The 21570-nt window shown below is 37.9% G+C and carries 21 protein-coding genes; 10 read left to right on the top strand and 11 right to left on the bottom strand.

The features are described 5' to 3' along the window. Window positions 1-410: 410 nt before the first annotated feature. From JOD28_RS07605 to licT, 3 genes are all read right to left on the bottom strand, one after another. Entirely contained in the window at window positions 411-1868 is a 1458-nt protein-coding gene (locus JOD28_RS07605; RefSeq protein WP_204770224.1) for a glycoside hydrolase family 1 protein, read from the bottom strand. Next, the gene (locus JOD28_RS07600; RefSeq protein ID WP_204770223.1) at window positions 1861-3747 is read right to left on the bottom strand and encodes a beta-glucoside-specific PTS transporter subunit IIABC; all 1887 of its coding nucleotides are present in this window, start codon (window positions 3745-3747) and stop codon (window positions 1861-1863) included. The genes JOD28_RS07605 and JOD28_RS07600 overlap by 8 nt, the downstream gene beginning before the upstream one ends. A gap of 107 nt (window positions 3748-3854) precedes the next feature. Next, entirely contained in the window at window positions 3855-4712 is an 858-nt protein-coding gene (gene licT / locus JOD28_RS07595) for a BglG family transcription antiterminator LicT (RefSeq protein ID WP_204770222.1), read from the bottom strand. Window positions 4713-4989: 277 nt separating this feature from the next. On the opposite strand from licT, the gene JOD28_RS07590 reads away from it, so the two are divergent. Further along, window positions 4990-5880 carry an alpha/beta hydrolase gene (locus tag JOD28_RS07590; protein ID WP_204770221.1) on the top strand — a complete coding sequence of 297 codons (891 nt, stop codon included), beginning with the start codon at window positions 4990-4992 and terminating at the stop codon, window positions 5878-5880. A 44-nt stretch (window positions 5881-5924) separates the two neighbouring features. Here JOD28_RS07590 and JOD28_RS07585 read toward each other — a convergent pair whose 3' ends face one another. The 4 genes from JOD28_RS07585 to JOD28_RS07570 form a co-directional block, all read right to left on the bottom strand. Further along, window positions 5925-6734, bottom strand: a complete 810-nt coding sequence (locus JOD28_RS07585) for an HAD-IIB family hydrolase (protein WP_204770220.1) — start codon at window positions 6732-6734, stop codon at window positions 5925-5927. Window positions 6735-6818: 84 nt separating this feature from the next. Then, entirely contained in the window at window positions 6819-8675 is a 1857-nt protein-coding gene (locus tag JOD28_RS07580) for an FAD/NAD(P)-binding protein (protein ID WP_204770219.1), read from the bottom strand. A 107-nt stretch (window positions 8676-8782) separates the two neighbouring features. Continuing rightward, window positions 8783-9487 (bottom strand): LytR/AlgR family response regulator transcription factor, encoded by a 705-nt coding sequence (locus JOD28_RS07575; RefSeq protein WP_204770218.1) that lies wholly within the window; start codon window positions 9485-9487, stop codon window positions 8783-8785. Further along, window positions 9484-10797 (bottom strand): sensor histidine kinase, encoded by a 1314-nt coding sequence (locus JOD28_RS07570; protein WP_204770217.1) that lies wholly within the window; start codon window positions 10795-10797, stop codon window positions 9484-9486. Before JOD28_RS07570 ends, JOD28_RS07575 begins: the two co-directional genes overlap by 4 nt. Window positions 10798-11094: 297 nt before the next feature. Here JOD28_RS07570 and JOD28_RS07565 point away from each other — a divergent pair, with 297 nt between their 5' ends. Next, complete coding sequence (locus tag JOD28_RS07565; protein WP_204770216.1) at window positions 11095-12549, top strand: glutamate--cysteine ligase; 1455 nt, start codon at window positions 11095-11097, stop codon at window positions 12547-12549. A gap of 45 nt (window positions 12550-12594) precedes the next feature. On the opposite strand, the gene JOD28_RS07560 is transcribed toward JOD28_RS07565, so the two are convergent. Then, window positions 12595-13419 carry a CHAP domain-containing protein gene (locus JOD28_RS07560; RefSeq protein ID WP_204770215.1) on the bottom strand — a complete coding sequence of 275 codons (825 nt, stop codon included), beginning with the start codon at window positions 13417-13419 and terminating at the stop codon, window positions 12595-12597. 136 nt (window positions 13420-13555) lie between these two features. Here JOD28_RS07560 and JOD28_RS09885 point away from each other — a divergent pair, with 136 nt between their 5' ends. Both JOD28_RS09885 and JOD28_RS07550 read left to right on the top strand, forming a co-directional pair. Beyond that, window positions 13556-13681, top strand: coding sequence for a hypothetical protein (locus JOD28_RS09885; RefSeq protein WP_259650397.1), 126 nt, complete (start codon window positions 13556-13558; stop codon window positions 13679-13681). Window positions 13682-14437: 756 nt separating this feature from the next. Next, window positions 14438-14734: an IS3 family transposase gene (locus JOD28_RS07550; protein WP_204770214.1), complete on the top strand. Its 297-nt coding sequence runs from the start codon at window positions 14438-14440 to the stop codon at window positions 14732-14734. A 177-nt stretch (window positions 14735-14911) separates the two neighbouring features. On the opposite strand, the gene JOD28_RS07545 is transcribed toward JOD28_RS07550, so the two are convergent. After that, window positions 14912-16270, bottom strand: coding sequence for an MFS transporter (locus tag JOD28_RS07545; RefSeq protein ID WP_204770213.1), 1359 nt, complete (start codon window positions 16268-16270; stop codon window positions 14912-14914). A gap of 239 nt (window positions 16271-16509) precedes the next feature. On the opposite strand from JOD28_RS07545, the gene JOD28_RS07540 reads away from it, so the two are divergent. The 3 genes from JOD28_RS07540 to JOD28_RS07530 all read left to right on the top strand — a co-directional run bounded on the left by JOD28_RS07540 (window position 16510) and on the right by JOD28_RS07530 (window position 18656). Continuing rightward, window positions 16510-17244 (top strand): sulfite exporter TauE/SafE family protein, encoded by a 735-nt coding sequence (locus JOD28_RS07540; protein ID WP_204770212.1) that lies wholly within the window; start codon window positions 16510-16512, stop codon window positions 17242-17244. A gap of 120 nt (window positions 17245-17364) precedes the next feature. Next, on the top strand, window positions 17365-18198 hold the full coding sequence (locus JOD28_RS07535) for an NAD(P)H-binding protein (protein WP_204770211.1): 834 nt from the start codon (window positions 17365-17367) through the stop codon (window positions 18196-18198). A 41-nt stretch (window positions 18199-18239) separates the two neighbouring features. Beyond that, window positions 18240-18656, top strand: a complete 417-nt coding sequence (locus tag JOD28_RS07530; RefSeq protein ID WP_204770210.1) for an Rrf2 family transcriptional regulator — start codon at window positions 18240-18242, stop codon at window positions 18654-18656. A gap of 183 nt (window positions 18657-18839) precedes the next feature. On the opposite strand, the gene JOD28_RS07525 is transcribed toward JOD28_RS07530, so the two are convergent. Both JOD28_RS07525 and JOD28_RS07520 read right to left on the bottom strand, forming a co-directional pair. Beyond that, on the bottom strand, window positions 18840-19448 hold the full coding sequence (locus JOD28_RS07525; protein ID WP_204770209.1) for a GNAT family N-acetyltransferase: 609 nt from the start codon (window positions 19446-19448) through the stop codon (window positions 18840-18842). Next, window positions 19445-20095 carry a hypothetical protein gene (locus JOD28_RS07520; RefSeq protein ID WP_204770208.1) on the bottom strand — a complete coding sequence of 217 codons (651 nt, stop codon included), beginning with the start codon at window positions 20093-20095 and terminating at the stop codon, window positions 19445-19447. Before JOD28_RS07520 ends, JOD28_RS07525 begins: the two co-directional genes overlap by 4 nt. Window positions 20096-20220: 125 nt before the next feature. On the opposite strand from JOD28_RS07520, the gene JOD28_RS07515 reads away from it, so the two are divergent. The 3 genes from JOD28_RS07515 to JOD28_RS07505 all read left to right on the top strand — a co-directional run bounded on the left by JOD28_RS07515 (window position 20221) and on the right by JOD28_RS07505 (window position 21569). Further along, entirely contained in the window at window positions 20221-20766 is a 546-nt protein-coding gene (locus JOD28_RS07515; protein WP_204770207.1) for a TetR/AcrR family transcriptional regulator, read from the top strand. 76 nt (window positions 20767-20842) lie between these two features. Next, entirely contained in the window at window positions 20843-21232 is a 390-nt protein-coding gene (locus tag JOD28_RS07510; RefSeq protein ID WP_204770206.1) for a TetR/AcrR family transcriptional regulator, read from the top strand. Continuing rightward, on the top strand, window positions 21222-21569 hold the full coding sequence (locus tag JOD28_RS07505) for a PH domain-containing protein (protein WP_204770205.1): 348 nt from the start codon (window positions 21222-21224) through the stop codon (window positions 21567-21569). Before JOD28_RS07510 ends, JOD28_RS07505 begins: the two co-directional genes overlap by 11 nt. The last annotated feature ends 1 nt before the right edge of the window (window position 21570 follow it).

Below are 21570 nucleotides of genomic sequence, written 5' to 3'. Positions count from 1 at the left end.
TTAATTTAAATTCATTTGAATATTTAGACATAGAAAAAACCCAATAACTTTCTGGACATTTTTTTATTTTGTCCAAGTTATTGGGTTCACTTCAACATAGTGGATGCCTTTTTTGATATCACAACAAACAAAAAAATAGCCTACTCATCATAGTAACAAATAGGAGACTGAAATCTCACATACTGTTACTACTTTGAACCACGGACATGATTGTATGCGTTCTCGGCCACTTACAAGATGTTCTGATTCGGTACAAGTAAACTATTTGGAATGAACGAGGTATACTGCGTTCGCCAGTGAAGATGGCTTAAACAAGTTTAATTAGTCTTATCGTTTCGCCTAATCTACCCTTATATTATATCGTATCTGCGTTGACTCTGCAAACGCTTACAATAATTAATTATTCTACCTTATAACGCTTCACCGTTGGAAGCAATCACTTCTTTGTACCACGTGAAGGAATCTTTTTTAATTCTTTGCAAAGTGCCCTTGCCATCATCATCTTGATCCACATAAATGAAACCATATCGTTTTGACATTTCTGATGTCGAAAAACTAATCAAATCAATTGGACCCCACATGGTATAACCTAAGAGATTAACACCATCCTTGATTGCTTCTTTCATCTGCTCAATGTGGGCTCGTAAATAATCAATACGATACTGATCATGCACATGACCATCAGCTTCAAGTTTATCTAGAGCACCTAGGCCATTTTCGACAATAAAGAGTGGTTTGCGATAACGGTCCCACATAGCATTTAAAGTAATACGCAAACCGACAGGATCAATTTGCCATCCCCAATCTGATTCCTTCAAATAAGGATTACGACCGCCAACAGCCATGTTTCCCACACCATCATCAACCTGATTATGCTGTGTCACATTAGTCATATAGTAGCTAAAACTAATAAAATCTACTGGATTTTCAAGCAAAATAGCTTGGTCATCTTCCGCCATATGAATGACAATATCATTGTCGCTGAAAAAACGATTCATATATTCTGGGTACTCGCCGCGTGCCTGCACGTCTGTAAAAAATAAATTCTTTTCATCTTCGACTTGTGCCGCTCTAACGTCTTCTGGATTCGGTGTCGCAGGATAAGTCTGCATTCGCGCCAACATAGAACCAATTTGGGCGTTTGCATCAATTTTATGCAGTTGTTTTGTTGCAATGGCGCTAGCCACAAATTGGTGATGTAACGCTTGATAACGAACTTGTAACTGCTCTTTTTCAGAAAGGCCTTTATCAATTGCACCTGTCTCGTGGAACCCCCAAGTGCCCGTATTGATTTCATTAAATGTCAACCAATAATCTACTTGATCATGATAACGGTCAAATACTGTTTCAGTAAAACGATTAAACGCAGCAATTGTTTCGCGACCTGCCCAACCATTGTACTTTTGTGTCAAAGCAACTGGCATCTCATAGTGTGATAAAGTCACGAGTGGGGCAATGTCATATTTAGCTAATTCAGCTAACACATTGTCGTAAAACACTAATCCTGCTTCATTTGGTTGTGAATCTTCTCCTTGTGGAAAAATTCTAGACCAAGCAATCGAGAAACGATAAACCTTAAACCCCATCTCTGCAAAAAGCGCAATATCTTCCTTGTAGTGGTGATAAAAATCAACGCCGCGACGCTTAGGATATAAATCATCTGTTTTATCAGCCAAGGCCACTTCGAGTGTCTTTTCAGTGACATCACCAATTGACATTTTGCGACGATCATTAGCTTTTTGCACAACCTCAGCTGTACTTAACCCTTTGCCTTCAAGATTCCAAGCACCTTCAATTTGATTAGCTGCAGTCGCACCACCCCATAAGAATCCCTTGGGAAATGACTTTTCATAAGTTTCTTTATACATGTTGTACTTCTCCTTTATAATTATTACTAGTCTCAATATGACGATCAGTTAAATTCAATACCCATTCATGATCAGTCGCCAATGTATTTTCTGTTACGGAAATATCGTAATTTGGCGTATTTGTAATGATGAGCATCACGGTTGTATCATAGCCAGCATCACTAATCGCTTGATGATCAAATTCAACCAAAGGTTCATCAATGGTGACTTTTTGATTCTTTTTGACCAATGTCTTAAAGTACTGCCCGTTCAATTCAACTGTGTTAATACCGATATGCAGCAATACCTCGACACCCTTTTCTGAAATAATACCTATAGCATGGCCAGTTGGATATACTGCACTGATGGTTCCCGCAATTGGCGCCTTCACAATGTTACTCGTTGGCACAATCGCAATACCTTGTCCCATAGCCTCAGAAGCAAAAACCTCATCCTTAACATTTTTCAACGGAATAATCGTGCCCTCGACTGGTGCGATAATTTGATGATTGCCCTTTTGTTCAATTGTATGTTCACCTGTTGTCGCAACATTTGTATCTTTACTAAAGCCGAAAAGATAAGTCAGTACAGTCCCTAATACAAAGGCAACCCCTAAACCAATCATAACACTGGTAAACCCACTACCCAAATAAGTGGGTATTGCTAACAAACTGGGTAAAGTAAATGAACTCGCATGCGCCTGACCGCCACCAGCAATGGCGCCACCAATTGCACCTGAAATCGATGCTAAGATAAAGGGACGCTTGAGCTTAAGTGTCACACCATAAATCGTTGGTTCCGTGATACCTAACAAAGCAGTCGCAACTGATGAGCCAGCCAAAGATTTCATTTTAGTATCCTTAGCCTTTAGGAAGACACCTAATGCTGCACCGGCTTGTGAAATGACGGCAACACTTAGTATTGGCAAAAGCGGATCATAACCGAGTTTCCCAATGTTATTCATCATAACTGGTACGAATGTCCAATGAACACCAAAGATAACAAATACTTGCCAAAAAGCGCCCATGAGCGCACCTGCCACTGCAGGTGCAAAATTATAAATAGCAGATATACCACTAGATAGCAACGTTCCAATACTGGCACCCAAAGGCCCAACGACAATGAGTGTCAAAGGTGCCATAATCATTAATAGAAATAACGGTGTAAAAATATTACGGACAGCCTCAGGAAAAATTTTATTCAGCAAAGGCTCGATATAAGACATCACCCATACCGCTAACAATATAGGAATAACACTTGATGTGTACGTCGTTGGAACCACAGGAATATTAAAGAAATCAATTGTTTGTGCATTTCCTGTAATGGCAACCAATGATGGATAAACTAGTGTTGCTGCTAAAGCGACCGCCACAAATTGGTTCACCTTTAAACTTTTAGCAGCTGTGAAGGCAAGTAGTATCGGTAAGAAATAAAAGAATCCATCGCCAGCTGCATACCAAATTTGATAGGCACCACTTTTTTCTGTTAGCCAACCAAAAGCTAAAAACAAGGCCAATAATCCTTTTAAAATACCTGCACCAGCCATTGCACCTAGGAATGGCGTGAACACGCCGGATATAAAGCCGATTAATTTGTTCAACACATTTTCTTTAGGCTGATCCTTCTCATCAACAACCTGATCATCTGTATTTTCTAAGCCTGCCAATTCCGCCAAAGGTTCAAACACATTAGCAACTGCATTGCCAATAACGACCTGATATTGCCCAGCAGAGTTAACCACTGTCACAACACCATCTAAATCTTCAATTTTCTGCGTGTCCGCTAATTTATCGTTCTTTAATTTGAACCGTAATCGCGTTGCGCAGTGCCACGCGGTGTTAATGTTATCTTTACCGCCAACGCCGGATAAGATATTTTTTGCCAATACTTTATAATCCATGATATTTCCCTTTCTTAATGACAAAACCCAAGTTAATTATGATAACCACTAAAAAGCGTTTTTCATAATTAACTTGGGCTTTGCCTAATTAAATAGTTACAATCCCGTCAACTCTGTTGACTCATTTCATTAATAATTCTTTGAATATGAATCGTGACATAAACTTGTTCATTCAAAGTAACCTGTTTGTTTAACGTGTTTTTGACAAATTGTGTAATTTTTTGTGTACAATTAAATGCTTGCGGGTATTTTTTGAAAATGTGCTGATATAACACATCATCAGTCTCTTCCGGTGTATTGTTTTTTTGGTCACGGCTGATTCTTTCGACAAAGAATCGTAAATGGACCAAAAACCGCTGGTAACTAATTGAATCTTCATCAAGATGAACCTGCAATTGATATTGTACTATGGTTAAAATATCGCCAATCAATTTTGTCATTTGCACACCCTTATCATTACTGTCTTGAGCGGATGTACGATTCTCAACAAATTTCAAAGCAATAAATCCTGCTTCATCATCTACAAGCTGCACGCCAAATGACGCCTTAATTAATTGCAACGCCGACACACCAATAGCATATTCTTGTGGATAAAAATGTTGTATTTCCCATAGTAATTCATTGCGAATCACAATATTATCTGCCGTTCTTTGAATGGCAAAATGGATGTGATCAGTAATAGCAATTAATAGGTAAGCATTAAATTTTGTCTGCAATTGTTTTTCAGCTGACTTGATAATTTGTGACGCTATTTCAAAATATTGCGGTGAAATATCACTAATCAATTCATCAAACAGTGTCAACCAACGCGCTTCTGTCGGTGTGTATATTTTGTCCACTGCTGCCTCATCTATGTGTTGCCCGACTTTTTTTTGAAAACCTAAACCCTTCCCAATTAATACAACCTCGTGACCATTGTTGTCTGCCAGTAGAACGTTGTTATTAAAAATTTTTTTGATGTTCATTCATCACTTCCAGACTTTCAGTTATAATCCTAAAACAAAAACCCAACAAAATCTGCACAAAGTTCCAAAAAACTTGCAACAAATAAATGTCAGGTTTTGCCCATTCACACGGTAACAATCCTTTATGACTTTAGTATACAACATAATGTAAGCGTTTACAACAGTGTTTTTAATTTATATTAACGCCTTTGAAAAAACACAGCATTATTATTTTATCTAGCAGCGTGTTTTTAGTATAATCAAACTAAGGAGTCAAAATTGTTTAAAAGGAGAAACTATGTTATTTCAAGATAAACCCGACATTTTTGTGCCTGCAACTATTCCAATACATGCAACTACGATTTTTAAAGACATCAATTATGCTCCCGGTGCACGCCACACATTAGATATTTACCTAACAAATGGTCACCAAAATTTCCCAGTGATTGTTGATATATTTGGTGGTGGTTTACTCCGTGGTCAGAAATCATCAGCTAAACTAAACCCAAGCTTACGCTTTTTGGCGGATCAGTTTGCTGTCATTAGTATGAATTACCGCCTAAACGAGCCACTAGCAAATCAGTTTCCAAACCAAATCGCTGATATTAGGGCAGCGTTAGATTTTCTGTCTCGCCATGCAACCAAATATCATCTTGATATGACAAACGTAACACTCGTTGGTGAATCTAGCGGTGCACAATTAGCTGTTTTGGCAGCCGCTACGTTTACCAAACAACATACACTGGGCAACATCAAAAATGTCACGTTTAATCCGATATTCCCCATCATTAAACACGTTATTGCACTTTATGGTCCTTACCAATTAGATCAATTCAATCACCAATTTAAAAAGTTAGGTCTTATCCAAAAATTTTCTGAAACAGGCACCGCAAAATCTTTTGAGGGCATTATGCTACAAAACCACTCACCAAAAGATATTCCTGAACTCGTTGCGCAAGCTAACCCTGCCACATACTTCACCAAAAAAATGCCACCTCTCATGCTCATTGCTGGCATGAAAGATCCCGTCGTCCCTTATTTACAGAGTGTTGAACTTGCTAAAACTTATCACAGCTTGGTTGGTAACCAACTAATAACACACTGGTTACCAGATGGCGTTCATGGCCCGACAGATTACGATAATGATGTCATTTATACTGAAAAACTATCCTTTATTAGAGACAATTAAAAAATACAACAGTTGCTGGTTACCCACGCATACTGTTGCATTTTTTAATTGTCAATCATCTTTAAAATCGTTTTAAGAACACCTGCATGATCGTTATCAGCCATAACAGATTCAAATGGACCAGTGATATGCGCTGTTGGCATCAGAAAAGGATGACCAACAGCTAATAACATTTCTAAATCGTTGGCACCGTCCCCAAAAGCTGCAATATTTGCCATACTAATCCCCATATCATCCGCTAGGATTTTTAAGCCAACGGCTTTATTAATACCTGCAGGCACGATATCGACTGCGCCCGTACCTGTTTCCGTAACATGCACGTGTTGCCCTAATTGTTGTCGGGCAGCATCATAAAATTTGGTCTCATCAAAGTTATGCCAATTCATGGTCACTTTAAATATCGGGGCATTAATTTCAGATACATCATCAAATAAAATGACTTTTTTAAAATATTGACGTCTAGCTGCTGTCATAACATCGACATATTCACGTGGTACATATGCTGTATCATCTGTTGAATAGACCAATCCGCGACTCGGTTTGACAGGAAATGTTGCTAATAGTTTTTGCACAGCTTTCAATGTATCTAATGGCAGTGTTTTCTCAAAAATGATTTTGCCTTCAGATGTCGTGACACGCGCACCATTATTGGTGACATATGACAAACCAACATCTAAAAAATCTGATAGTAATCGGTTAATACGTTCCTGATGTACACCAGTAGCAATGACCAGCTGTATCTTGTTGCGCGCAAGTGTTTTAAGTACCGTGCGAAATAACGCCTTATCAAATGATTTATCACTGGATAAAAACGTCCCATCTAAATCGGTTGCGATCAATTGAATATTAGTCATCAATTATTCTGTATTCCTTTTATTTAGTAACGATTTGGCCATCATATTCAGGCGTTTTAGACTCAACATTGATGGCGACAACGGTTATGAATGTGCTAGGATACGTTCTGCTATCCAAGCCCCTTCACGTAAAATCAATGTATTCACACCTGGTCTGGGAATAACTGTTCCAAACCATTTCAAGCCCTCTAATGTAATACCATACATGTATAAATGGTGAATTGTTTCGCCAACGCTGTTCACCACTTCAAATGTCTGACGGTCAATAGCTGCAGCACCTAATTTATAAGTGGAACCATTACTTCGCGTACGTATGGGTTGGGTCAACGTGCCATTGTCACGTAAATTGACGATTAATGGGTTATGAGATATTGATAAATTGGTTGCGCCTAATCTGGCCTCAATTAATACATTCCCATGAAATGCTTGATTACGAATATCACGTGCTACAAATTCATCATTAATGGTCGTGATATTAATACCTGCAGCAGTCACTTCAAAAACGCCTGCTTTAACCAGTGCTCGTAACTGTTCAATTCGCTCTAACGGCGGTCCGACTGACACAAACGCGTCTAATGGATTAAATCGATTCAAAAATTTTTCGTATTCATCTGCTGAAAAATAATCACGCTCAACGACATAGCGAACACGATCACGCATGTCACGTAAAATATCAAAAGTACCCGCAAACGGCGCCTGTTTATTACCAAGTCGTGCATCTTGAATGTCCGCTGTTAAATAATCTATAAACCATGCTTTATAGTCCACATCATCAGGTAAGTCTCGTGCTGGGTTGCGTATCAAGTCAATATCAAACGCCGCAATATTATCTAGCCCAAATTTCCTTGCTGTTGCGGTTAAATTATCACTCGTTAGTAATGCTTTTTTCAAGGCCTCGGCCTGATCATACGTTAAGTCACTGTTTGTCGAATCAATGGCGTTAAGTAAATATTTATAAGTCAACTCTTTAACAACTAATTTTTCAAAATCAGCATATATGATATGACCATTCCCTGTCGCACGTAATGCGTCTAGTGCTGGCAACGTGAAAAATTGTGGCTGATATAGTTCACTGGCTAATTTTTGATTCACCCCACGTGCGTGAAGTGGAAAACCGCGTCGCGACCCAGCCACGACATGTGGCTCTCGACCTGAAGGTTTGTAAACAAGCTCTTGCGTGTCATCACGAATAAATTGACCGCCTTTTTCTACTGTTAATGCTATGAGATAGTCAAAAAAGCTTAATCCTAGACCACGAATGATAATGCTATCGTTAGCATTAAAACTTGATAAATCAGCTTCAGCTGGATGCGTCGGCGCGACATATTGTAACTGGTGATCATGTGCAAAATTTTGAAAAAAAGTTTCTTCTTCGTTCAACTGATTTTCAGAGTGGCCCAGTGCCATCACGACATAATCTGCTAAAATCGGGGTGCCATCAGCTAATTCTAATTGAAAACCTGAGCCAATCGGCTTGACATGACTGACCGCCTGTTTGGTAAAATTCAATGTATGATTGCTACGTACACGACGTGTCAACCAGTCAAAATACCAAGCCGCATAAATACCCATCATGCCCCGTGATGAAAAATCGCCAGGTTGTGTTAAAGTTAGCATTTCATGACGATATTGCGTATCAAATTCCGTATGAGCTGTTAAGAATGTTTCAGCCTCATTTTCAAGCCATTGAAACATATTTGGGCCAGGTAATGGTTTGCCGCCATTTTCAATTGATTCATCATTAAATAGCGTTATTTGTTCAATCACCGTGTTCATTAAAAACAATTGGTTTTGCTGTATAAATGGATCCCATACTCTGCCCCCAATCGCGTAGGGATCATAAATTTGAACATCCAGCTGTTTTTTGTCATCAGCTAAATTAATAAGGCGCTCGGCAACCGAAAGGCCGCGCGGCCCCGCACCAATAATTGCAACTTGCATATGTCATCTTCTCCAAAGCGTGCACTTATGAACACATTTATTCTATCTCTAAACTAGTTACCATTATAGTTGTTTTTAGTAATACTTTCAAAAATATCATACCTTACTCAGCTCACTAAGTCTCGTATCATCTTAAAATACTTTCTCGAATACGGTACCCGCATTTGATCGGTTAACTGTACAGTTCTCGCCGCCGTATCCACTGACACAAGATGACGTTTGTTAATCACATAGGCTGCGTGTATTTGAATGAGATCTTCATGTAGTGTTGGTAAAAGCTTAACCGTTGAACGAACCTGTACGCTCTTATGTGTGCAGTAAACCGTTATCAAATGACTTTTGCTATCATTGCAGGTCACATAGCGGATATCATTAAGCATGATCTGCTCACTTTTTTGGCCATTAGGTAAGCTAATCATTTCTGCCTGTGCGACATCTTGCGTCTGTATACGTTGCTCAGCTACCGCAATAGCCGATGTCAATCGTTGCTTAAATTGTTGCTCATTTTGCGTTTTATCAATGAAATCTAATGCGCCAATTTGATATTGGTAACTCATAGCCGCCATTTCAGAATGTGTTGTGACGATAATAATTGGCGACAATATGTCAAATTGTCTGATCATTTTAGCAACATTTAATCCAGCATTTGCCACCGTCCGAATTTCTAGATCAAGCAAAATAATTTTTGGCGCTGTATCTGCCTGTAAGGCTGCCAACAATGCTGCTGGCTGATCAAAAATATGGCACGATTTAAGTATACTTTGGATACGGTCTTGTTGTATCAAATTATCTTCTAATAAATAATAATTCACTGGTTTTTTGCCTCTAGTGTTAGCTTTTGTATAAAATGATTTTTCTCAATCATTGTTGCTAATTCGATGTTTTCATGTTGTTTAATATATTGTTTAACAAAGTATAGTCCAAAACCACTGTGATTTTCTTTCGTTGTGTACTCAAAATTTGTAATCTTTGTGAGATCAATATCTTGCGTGCAGCTATTAATAATCACGATTTCTTCACAATCTATCATGAGCACAGTAATCGTTTTTTCAACTGTTTTTTCGGCTGCTTCAACCGCGTTGTCTAGCAAAATCCCTATCACGCGATAGAAATTCAAATCCTCTTCAAATGCTGAAGCTGTAAATGGTTGCTGACAGTCCACGTTGAATGTTATTAATTTTTCCAGCGCAGCTTGATGTTTGACCAAAATAGTACTTCTTAACGTTGTATCTGTAATATTTTTCAAATTTAATAGCTGAGCATCAGGTAACAGCGCCTGACTTTTTTGGATCACCGAATAATATGTATGCTTGATATCACTCATGTTTTCAGATTGAATGCCGTATTCCAAACTGGCTAAAATATTTTGATAGTCATGTCTGAAAAAACGGTATTCCGAATATTTGTCTTCAAGCTGTTGCGCATAGTTTTGAGTGGCAGTCATTTCCACATCATGCGCATTAATTCTGTCATGTAATAACTCATGTTGATTACTGATGACTGGCACAAAAATAATGCCTACAATAAGCACAAGTAAGAAAAAATCCCACAAAATAGAGCCTGAAAATTGGTTAACCGCAAATAAATAGGCTAAACCATCATTTAATACTCTCAAAAACAAACTACCGAAAAGCAATGTGTGCAACTGTGTGGGATGTCTCTCTAAAAATTTTTCAGTTAACCAGCTATATTTGACACGGCTAACCATCAAGGCCGCTAACATAGCTACCACGTTGGCTAAAAAATCCAAGCTTGTTTTTATCACAAAAGGGACATTGACTAAAGTTGTCATCGTCATTTCAAAATTGATAACCCAATACGAAAGCAATGAACTAACAATCGCATAAAGTAATATGACCCGTTTACTGCGAACAATATTTTGTTGCCATCCCATTAAAAGCAACACAAAAATTGAAAGTGTTGAAGCGACGCTTGCCCTTAGTAATGGTGATTCAAAACCATTTCCAACCATGTTAATCACATATAGCAGGCACATAGCGCTCAAAAATATGCGGCGCGAAAAGTGATGGTGCCCCATCAGCGTTCTAAACCAAATAAGCATCACAATGCTTTCAAACATTGGCCAAGTTAAAGCATTGAAAAAATTTAAAAATTGAAACATCCTTTGATCCTCATTGTGTCATTTATTTATGATAGGCACAAAAATGCAACCAAATGACGCATAATTGATGCAATTAAATTGTGGTGTTTATGTTGCTAATGACAACGTTTACCATATATAATATTAACAATATTAAAGCAAATACCGTATTAAATCAACTACTAATCAACATAATTATTGCCATCATGCGTGTTTAGTAACCGTTTTGTCATAGGTATTTTTCCCTTTTTTGGATTTTTCCCTTTTTTGGCAAAAATACGGTAAACTATAACAAATACAACTCGGTGAGGAAAAAACATGGCAAACTTACACCAAAACAACATTGATCCTACTATACTTGACACGCTTTATGCGGGCCGTTTTGGCATTGAGATTGAAGAGCATCGTATCCAAACAACCACTAATACACTATCTCGCAAACCCCATCCGCATACACTTGGCGACCGTAAGACGCAGCCTTATTTCCAGACTGATTTTTCAGAGAGCCAAGAAGAGGTTGTCACAGCACCTCAGCTCTCAACAAAAAAAGCTTTGGCACACTTACATGAATTACAGACCATCTTGGCTGAAGAATTAGCTGAAGATGAGGTCATTTGGCCCCTTTCAATGCCCCCTCATCTTAATCCTGATGATATCAACTTCTTAAATACACATTTTGAGCGTCCGTGGTATCAGGACTACCGTGATTTATTATTGGCGCGTTATGGTAGTTTTCAACATATTATGGCCGGCATCCATGTTAATTTTTCACCAGATGAAAAATTAATTAATTGGTATGCTACACAGCACAATAGTCATTCTTCAGTAACAGCTAAGAATGCACTTTTCTTTCAAATTGCACAACAAGTTGCCGGTTATCGGTGGTTATTGACCTACTTATTCGGCGCTTCACCCGTGAGTGAAAATCCAGCTGATAATTTACCAAAGGATCGTACCGATATCGAGCCTGTGCGTTCTTGGCGTACAAGTGATTTTGGCTTCACAAATCTACCTGAAATCCAAATTGACTACGTTAATTTGGAAACTCAAATTCAACAAATCCAAACATATATTGCAAACGACGAATTATACGATAAAAGCGAATTTTATGGTCCTGTTCGTTTGAAAGCCCCTGGCGACTTAGCTAATCTTGTGCAAAACGGCGCCGAGTACATTGAATTCCGTATGTTTGATATTGATCCTTTCACACAAGATGGTATTTCACAGAATGCCTTAAGTTTTTTACATTTGCTCATTCTCGATGCTATCTTAAACCCAGAGGATTGGCAAAAGCACACACTAGATAGTGCCCGTGCGCTGAACCATGTTGTTTCATTGCAACATCCAGATGAGTTATTATCAAAAACGGCAATTAAATATGCCAACACATTATTTAGTAGACTAGAACCGCTTGTACAATCAGCACCAACTGCTCAACGCGCCGATTTGCAAGCATCACTTGATTTTGCGCGTGCTGCTGTTCAACAGCCCAATCTAACAGTAGGGGCAAAACTGAGTCCCTTTATTAACAATCAGTCATTGATGTCATTTGGTTTGCAACGCGGCATTGACATTTTGAAAACACGCCAAAAAGGCACACTAACAGATGATTTTTCAAACATTCCGAATAATCTGAAACAAACTTATATCCAAGCACATAAACTTGGTTTGGAAACAACTATTGATCTTAAAAACGGTCAACTGCAAGTCAAGCGTAACGGGCAAGTCCTCACCTTGACTAGTGACCAAGATTTACAACAATGGCCATCATAAAAAATTGCGAGACCAATGGTCTCGCAATTTTTTTGTAGATAAATCTCAGAGTGACGTTGCTTGGTTAATGTCCAGCCAAGTCTCATAAGCACCAATTTTAACTTTAATACCATTTGATGGTCGGTCAATAGCTAACACACGGTAAGTGCCATTAACTTTAAAATATTCGCCGACAGCAAGTACCTGATTACCAGATTTAGCCCCATTGGCTGTGGTTTCATCTAGCGGTACAGCATCAATTAAATTCAATGTCGTTGATCGACCACCCGACAATTTATCACTCGCAACACTGTTTTTAGCAATATTAACGACGTTAACTTGATAAACCCCCGCAAATTTGACAGTACTGCCCACGTTAATTGCAGTATTTTTAGCTGGTGCTTTAGGCGTAGTTTGAGTTGTTCCGGCAGTTGTTGTTAAATCTTTGAAATGAATAAATCCTGAAACAGCAGATTTATCAACCGTCCGGCGATGATAATTATGGTTATAGTTGTAATTATATTCCTCAATGACAATGTTATTACCAGATACTTCAGCTACCCAAGCAACATGACCGGCAGCAAACCACGCGACGCTACCAACACTGGGTGTGTTATCCACACGATACCCTCTTGCTTTAGCCTGTGACCCCCACTGTAAGGCAGAACCAAACCCAATTGGTAATTCAAATTTATTGTGTGCATGTAAACGCCATGCCACAAACGATACGCATTCTCGATTATACATGGTCCAGCTATCCACCTTGGAGTCTGGCGAGGCATTTTTTAAGTGGGCTGGATAATCATCCCCCATTACTGCTGCACTGGCGGTATTAATTGCCATTCCGCCAACAAGCCCTAACGTCAATAATCCTGTTACTATTTTTTTCATGTTTGATACCCTTTTCTTGTGATAAGACATCATACGACAAAGTGATAAAAAATACTTATTAAGATTGGCACGCTGAAGTGAACCCAATAACTTGGACAGAATAGAAAATCTGTTCAGAAAGTTATTGGGTTTTGCTATGTCTAAATATTCAAATGAATTTAAATTAAAGGTCGTTAAAGAATGGTTGTCTGCTCAAACTAGCTCGAATGAGTTAGTTAAAAAGTATTCTCTTAGTATCAATAAAGCAATTCGCGAGTGGTAAGACGAATATCTGATAACGGGTTCAATTGGTTCTCAAAACAACAAATCCTATTCACCAAAATTTAAAATGGCCATGTTGAACTATCTTGAAACTCATTCCCGTTCTAAGGCAGCACGGCAATGGGTTAAAACCTAAACCGAAAGGCAGACCACCGACTATAGGAAGCAAGCGCATTCAGCCACTCACACCCGAACAACAAGAACTCGCTGACTTGCAGCAAGAAAATTATCAACTCAAGATGAAAGCAGCTATCTTAATGGGGTAGGCAACGCGTACAAAAAATTAAAAGCCTTAGTGCATCAACGAACCGATAAAAACAAACGGCAGTAACGTCACTAAGGCGGACTAAATCCTTTAAGTTGCCTGACTTATTGACGCTGATTGGTTTGAAACGTAGTACCTATTATTATCTCGAAGCTCATCCGCTCAATACGTCATCAGACAACAAAATAGCTGATGGGACCCGTCAAATTAAGTCACCACAATTCCAAATCAAATATAGGTATCATCGTGTGACAACGTTGTTGCACGACCACGGTTATTTGGTGAATCACAAGCTTGTGCTCCGCATTATGAAACAAAAATGTACCTCTCAGCACCACATATAACACGCGTAAGCGGCGCTATAATTCATATCGCGATACATGCCGAACGCGTTATCAAACACAAGAACCCTTTCAAAAATCGTCACAGACGTCACTGGAATTCAATTGAACGATCATAATAAAGCTTATTTGACGGCGTGCGTCGATTTATATGCAGGCGAAGTCCTTGTCGTATCATTTAGCCAAAACACGAACCATGACGCTTGTCATGACTCCCCTCAAAGCGTTATCAAAGCAAAGCAACACAGTCAACAATGCACCGATTGAGAGTTTTTTCCATATTTTGAAAGCAAATAGCGTGCATCATAAACAGTACGAATCGTTTCATGATTTCAAAGTGGTCGTTGATGATTTTATCAATTATTACAACAATCACCGTATCAAACAAAAAGGAAATGGTCTGTCGCCGGTTCAATATCGACAACTCACCACTGAGTTTGTTGGGTAATTAATTCTATTGTGTCTAACTATTGGGGTTCACTTCAACACAAGGCTATTTTTTAATCATAAAAAGCACCAAGAAGTCACGATTAATATCACTTCTTGGCGCCTTTAGTATTAATTTATAAGACTTTCACGTTCGTTGATATTACTGCAATCATTTAATACAGCTTGAAAATTCAATTTATTCTGTATATGCCTTGGTTTTAAACATAATACGATACATGACAAGTATGACGACGGTTAGAATGACAAATAATAACAGGGTGTGATTCATACCTACTTTAATATCTTTGTTACTGCCTGCAATTAAAGCCACGACAGTGGTTCCTAATGCCCCAGCAAATTGTTGTGCTGTTTGAAACATTGCACTACCATCTGAACGTTCTTTGTCACTGAGATGCGCAACTGCTGTCGTATTAGTTGTGCCGAATGCTAAAACACGCCCTAAAGTAAATAGAATATATAATAAGAGTGTGAACCAGAATCCCATAGTCTGTACTAAAACAAACATGAGAATTAATGAGCCAAGCAATACTAACGTACCAACGTATAAGGGTAACTTAGCACCTTTATGATCGTATACTTTGCCAAACAATGGGCTAAAGACAGCCCCCAAAAGGGTGCCTGGTAATAGTGTAAATCCTGCTAATGCGCTACTAACACCAAACCCTAATTGCAAATAATTTGGAATGATGAAGTTACCACCTATATTCATAAACTGGAACAAGATGAATGGTATAATCGCCATCGTAAAACTCAATTTCTTAAAAATTCGAATATTTAAAAATTCAGCTTGACTCGTTAAACTACGCCAAATAAATAATCCTAATGTGATGATAAACGTACTGAATAGGAGGTAATTCACCTGTCCTGTTTCTAATTCATTCGCCGCAATCAATAGCGCAGTTAATGTGATTGCTAATAAGATAAATGCCATGAAATCAAAGGGCTTGCTCAACGCTGTCTTTTTAGAATTTTCATATGTTAGTATGGCAATAAGCAAGGATACAACTGGAATCACTAGCGTAAAAATAAAAATCATGCGCCAACCAAAGGATTCAATCATTAGCCCACCATACGTGGGACCAAGCGAGGGTGCCAAACTCAAAATCATTGAAGCAAAACCCATCCAAAGTCCCAACTGATTCATTGGCACCCGTTCAAAAATAATGTTAAACATTAACGGCATGGCTAGTCCAGCAGCTGTCCCTTGCAAAACACGTCCAAGAAGTAACACAACGAAGTCTTGACTAAGCCCACCGACTAAAGTACCAATGGTAAAAATGACGATACTAGTATAAAATATTTTCTTTTCCGTGAACCGGCGTTGAATGTATGAACTCATCGTCATAATAATGGCTACAGCAAGGAGATAAATTGCCGTCACCCATTGCATCGCACCAATTGACACATGAAAAACAGTCATTAACTTGGGGAACGTCACATTCATCGCTGTTTCACTCATAATACCCGTAAATCCCATGAGTGCCGTTGCAATAATCATACCGATTGTTTTACGACTTATTTTATTATTTTCCAATGTTGCCACCTGAATTTATTTATTTGATGTTTATGTATCCATGTTACGTTAATAGTCCAGCAATAGTCAACTCATCTATGTTTAATTTGTGACGACAAGCCAGAATTGGCATTTTGATTGGCAAACTCATATAATTAAACACACATATATGTTTTCAAAAATAATCATTTTGAATCATCGCAATCGAATCGCATCAAGAGAGGATCGTAGTGCTTCGCGCACTCGAAGGTAAAATAAAAATGACATTTTTAAGTCTTATATTAATAGGAACATTAGTGGGGATTTTTGTTATCTCAATGGGTGGTGGTGGTGGCGCCATTTATCTCGGTATTTTAACTGGTGTATTCCAGTTACCAGCTAGCGTAGCCGCGTCAACGTCACTTATTACAGCAATTCCGTCCCTACTACTAGGTGTGTATGTATATTACCGCCAAGGAAAAATTGATTTTAAAATCGGTAATAAAATGCTGATCATTGCCTTACCTGCCGTCGTTGTTGGGTCACTCATTGCACCACATATCCCCAAATTTTGGTACACAGCTATTATTAGTATCATCCTAATTGTACTAGGCATACAAATCTTGTTTAAAAATAATAAGCGTCGTCAAAAAATAAGCGATAATAATAACTCAAAAATAGCTTTCTATGGTTCTTTGAGTGGCGTGATGGTCGGAATTGCTGGATTAAGTGGTGGTGGACCAATTGTAGCTGGTTTACTACTGATGGGTTTGAATATGGTGACTGCCGCTGCGACCTCTTCTTATGTTTTGATAGGAACTTCTATTTTGGGTGCTTTACTGCATGTGTCAAATAGCCCCGTGGCTTGGACAGAAGGTATCGGACTCATGTTAGGCGCACTGTTGGGGGCCTTTTTAGGACCCCATTTAATGCAACGTTTCAATAAATATACAATTTGGCTACCTTATGTGATGGGTGTTTTATTAATTATTATGGGGCTAAAAACATTACTATAAATCATCGTTTTAGCGTATAACAACTTACGCCAATCGCCAACCTGTAACTTTAAAATTGACAGGTTGGCGATTGTCATGTATGCTTAGGCTAGTAAAACTAACTATGAACGAGGTTTTAAAATGACAAAGTATTTTTTGACTGGTGTAACTGGCAGGTTGGGTGCATCAATTCTATCATCGTTACTAAACAAAGTACCAGCTAATGATGTAACTGTCGGCATTAGAAATATGGCTAAGGCAGCGCAATTTGAAGTTTTAGGTGTCTCTGTTAAACTCACTGACTATACACAGCCCGACACATTAACCGTTGCATTGGAAGGTATTGATAAACTGATGCTCATTTCTGGGGCACCTGGTGGCGACGTGCCACGTACTGTTCAACATCGCAACGTCATTGAGGCGGCTAAGCAAGCCAATGTGTCATTTATTGCTTACACTTCTTTGACTGAAGCTGATAAACTGAAAACTTTTTTAGCTGATGATCACCATGACACAGAAAAGTTATTGATTGCATCAGGCATAAAATATGCTATCTTGCGGAATAACTGGTATCTTGAGAATCAACTTGATATCATTCAAAAAGCCGCTTCAGGATCAGATTTTATTAATCCTGTTGGTGATGCTAAAATTGGTTGGGCGTTGATTAGAGAATATGGTGAGGCAGCAGCGAATATTTTAACTATGACATCTCCCAAAGCACTTTATGAACTTGGCGGGAAGCCCCGTACGTATGCTGAATTAGCCAGCGCACTTGCTCAAGTTGTTGGTCATGAAATTCCAGTAATTAATCAAGACAGTAAATTGTCAAAGCATCCTGATATTTGGGAGAAAATTGAATGGCAAATGCAGCATGATATCGCACAAGGCGTTTTGACCTATCATACGACTGATCTTGCCGATGTCTTAGGTCGTGAACCGGCTGATTTGCAATCAGCTATCGCCGAATTATTATAAAGTGATGCATAAAATTTTGAACGATAAAGGAACTATTTAGTATGCGTACCTCTAACCTACTAAGTGATGCAACGCATATTATGCTCTGTGTTGACCTGTTTGATGCTGATCAATTGTCTAGTAATTTAATTGCAGCTAGTGTAAATACCAACCCCGTAGTTGTCCGTCGAATCATGTCAAAACTCAAGGTAGCAGGGTTGTTAGCAACTGTTTCTGGTAAAGCTGTCCCCACGTTAACACGAAAGTTAGAAAATATTACGTTATTAGATATTTATCTAGCAGTTGATAGTGCAAATTTATTGCATGTCGATGAACTCACAAACAAGAATTGTGTGATTGGTGGGCAAATTGGGCATACCTTGTCAAAATATTATGATAAAGTACAGCGGTCTGCCTATGATGAACTAGCTCAGATTACATTAAAAGACGTTGCGCATGATTTAACTCTTAACAAGTAATCGCCCATCCCGAATTGTCGTTGAAATCTTATAAATGATAATTTTTGGTTAATTAAAAATCCGACATGTCGGTATCTTAATGATACTAACATGTCGGATTTTTTCAATGCCTTTAAGTTATGACAAATACTATTGCGCTAGAATCTCCTGGAAATTTATCGCACCAACTTATTGAATACTATTTTACGACTGCTGATATTCAAAAAGCCAGGTTTTAATCGTTGAGCTATCCTGTTTAAATGCTGTCGTGCGCACTGTATGGAAACCGTTTTTTCGATAGAATACAGCATTTCTTTCGGCATTTGTGATTAATTTGAGCTGCGCAGGCGCGGTAACCTTTTCCTTAATCAGGGTTAAAATCTTTGAGCCGTAGCCCGAACCTTGACTGTTAGGATCAATAACTAGCGTATCTAAATACCAATAATCTTTTTTGTCTTGCGCCATGATGTCTTCTGCTCGATGAATATTTTTGAGGAGTTGGATTAATGTTTTCCAAGGGCTCGTCAAAATGATTTTCAGTGCACCACTTTTAATATAGTCTATGACTGACGGTTGTTTCATATGAGGTGGTATAAGATTGAACACCCCCACCAATTGTTCATTGTCGAAGCATAAATAACAATAACCACTACTAATATTTATTTTCATATTGATGGTCAACAGTTTTCTTAACACATTGGCTTTTGATGCCTTATCCTCACCAATGTTAAAGAGTTCATACTGTTCGAAAGCATCATATACTAGGCTTGCTACTTTGCTAATGTCTGTGCTTGTTGCTTTTTTAATAATCATTTTTTCACCCCGCTTGACAATAACCAAATTTGGTTACGAAATTGCTTGCCTTGGACAATCTGTTTATGAATAATCTCGAACTTATTGGCTACAAAATATTTCAACTGCTCGTCATTATTAATCAGTAACTTCAGATTATCACCGTTTTGTTGACCAATAAAGCCCTTGATTTTAGTAATCACATCATTTATAACCGTTGTATACTCACCTTTTGTACGCTTCACAACTAAAGCATCCAAGAACCACGATGTATTCATATCTTCGTTTAATAAAATATTTTCAGAGGCATTTAATTTGTTCATTAACATCCCAATAATTGGCATGGCAGGACTGAGTAGTACTGTTGCACAATGCCACCAGAGCATCCGCCCACCTTTGACCATTGTTTCAAACAATGGTTTTTGGTATTCATCCGGCGATAGTAATACAAATGACCCAACCACTTTATTATCATCAATACAGAGATAACAATTTTCATTCTTAACATTCATGATGGTGTTTAAATGACATATTTTGTAGAAAGCTTTTTTTAATAGTTTTCTGTTTTTAGACACTTTAAATATATCAAAATCACGAAAATAATTATAAAATAATTCACTAATCACTGGAATATCTTCAATAGTCGCTTTTTTAAACAATATTGACATTTTGTCACCTCATTAATTTTTTTAATTATATCATTAATCGTGCACTTTGTGTTAATAATGATTTGTAAATTTGATTCTTAACGTCAAGACAGTTATGATGGTTAAAAATACTTAGGAGCATCTTGGTGGTAGGAACAAAAAATAATAGTCGGTTTAGAACGACTGAATTGAAAATACAAAAAGCGCTGATAACGTTGATCAATAAGCAAAAAATTAGTACCGTCTCAATAACAGATATTTGTCAAAATGCTAATATCACACGTGGGACATTTTATAAACACTATGCTTCTGTGAATAGTTGTATGCTTGCCATGGAAGACAATATTGAAATACAGTTTGATTGTGTTATAGAACGTCAACCACAAATAACTGATATACGTACGTTAATTGAAGAATTTTTGTCAATTGTAGAAGCTAATGTCGATGTGATTCATTTTATATTCTCGCAAGATCCAGATTATTTATCTAAATTACTTTTAAAAATACGACGTAAATTTTTCAATATTTTCGTTAATGATCGTGCACAACTTGATCAGACGGAACGGAATTACATTTATGAATATAGTGTCGCTGGAACAGTTGGTATCATTAGACATTGGATTAATACTGGTTTAAAGGAAGATAAGCAGTATATCGCGCAGTTTATTATCAACTGGGTTTATGTACCCTAACATATCAAAAATAATAACGCCGTTCTTATTTTTACATATATTTGACTAAACAGTCAAATATATGTATACTTTATTTATGGGAAGAAATAAAAAATTTAATACTGATAGCGTACGTAATCAATTAGGCGAATTATTTATACAGCATGGCTTTAATGGTACATCATTGGATGATATCGTAAACCATACCGGTTTACTGAGAGGCAGTTTATACAGTACTTTTGGTAGTAAACAGGGTATGTTCATCTCCGCGTTGGAATTGAGCTTAAAAGGACCAGACGAACAGTTGAAATGGGGGCTACTTATCGTGGCCATGTTAGAAGTAACACCAAAAAGCGATAAGGTGCGTCACTTAGTCCAAACATGGTACTTGGAAAATAGTAGTGAAAACACAGCTGAAAAAATTGGATTAGCACTCATAAAACATAGTGGTATACACATTGAAAAGGCAGATAATAATGGAAAATAAAATCATCATAGAAGGAAATAATTTAATTATTCTACCTCAAGGTATTAAAAAATTGGCTTCAATGAAGAGTAGCTTAACCTTCCCTCTAAAACATGTTCTTGGCGCATCTATTGATTCAGGTATTCTAAATGAAAGCAAAGGTCTACGCTCCCCCGGTACTTCGATTCCTGGCTATTGGGCTGGTTCTTTCAGTAAAAATGGCGAAAAAACTTTTTTTAATATTAAGCGTTCAAGCAAACCCATTGTTATTCAATTAAAAAATGAAGCCTTCGATAGGCTGGTTCTAGGCAGTGATGAACCTGAAGAAATTGTTAATTTAATTAATAATCGTATTTAAA

This window comes from Leuconostoc rapi (assembly GCF_016908715.1).
Taxonomy (GTDB): Bacteria; Bacillota; Bacilli; order Lactobacillales; family Lactobacillaceae; genus Leuconostoc; species Leuconostoc rapi.
This window is presented reverse-complemented; position numbering and strand designations above follow the sequence as displayed.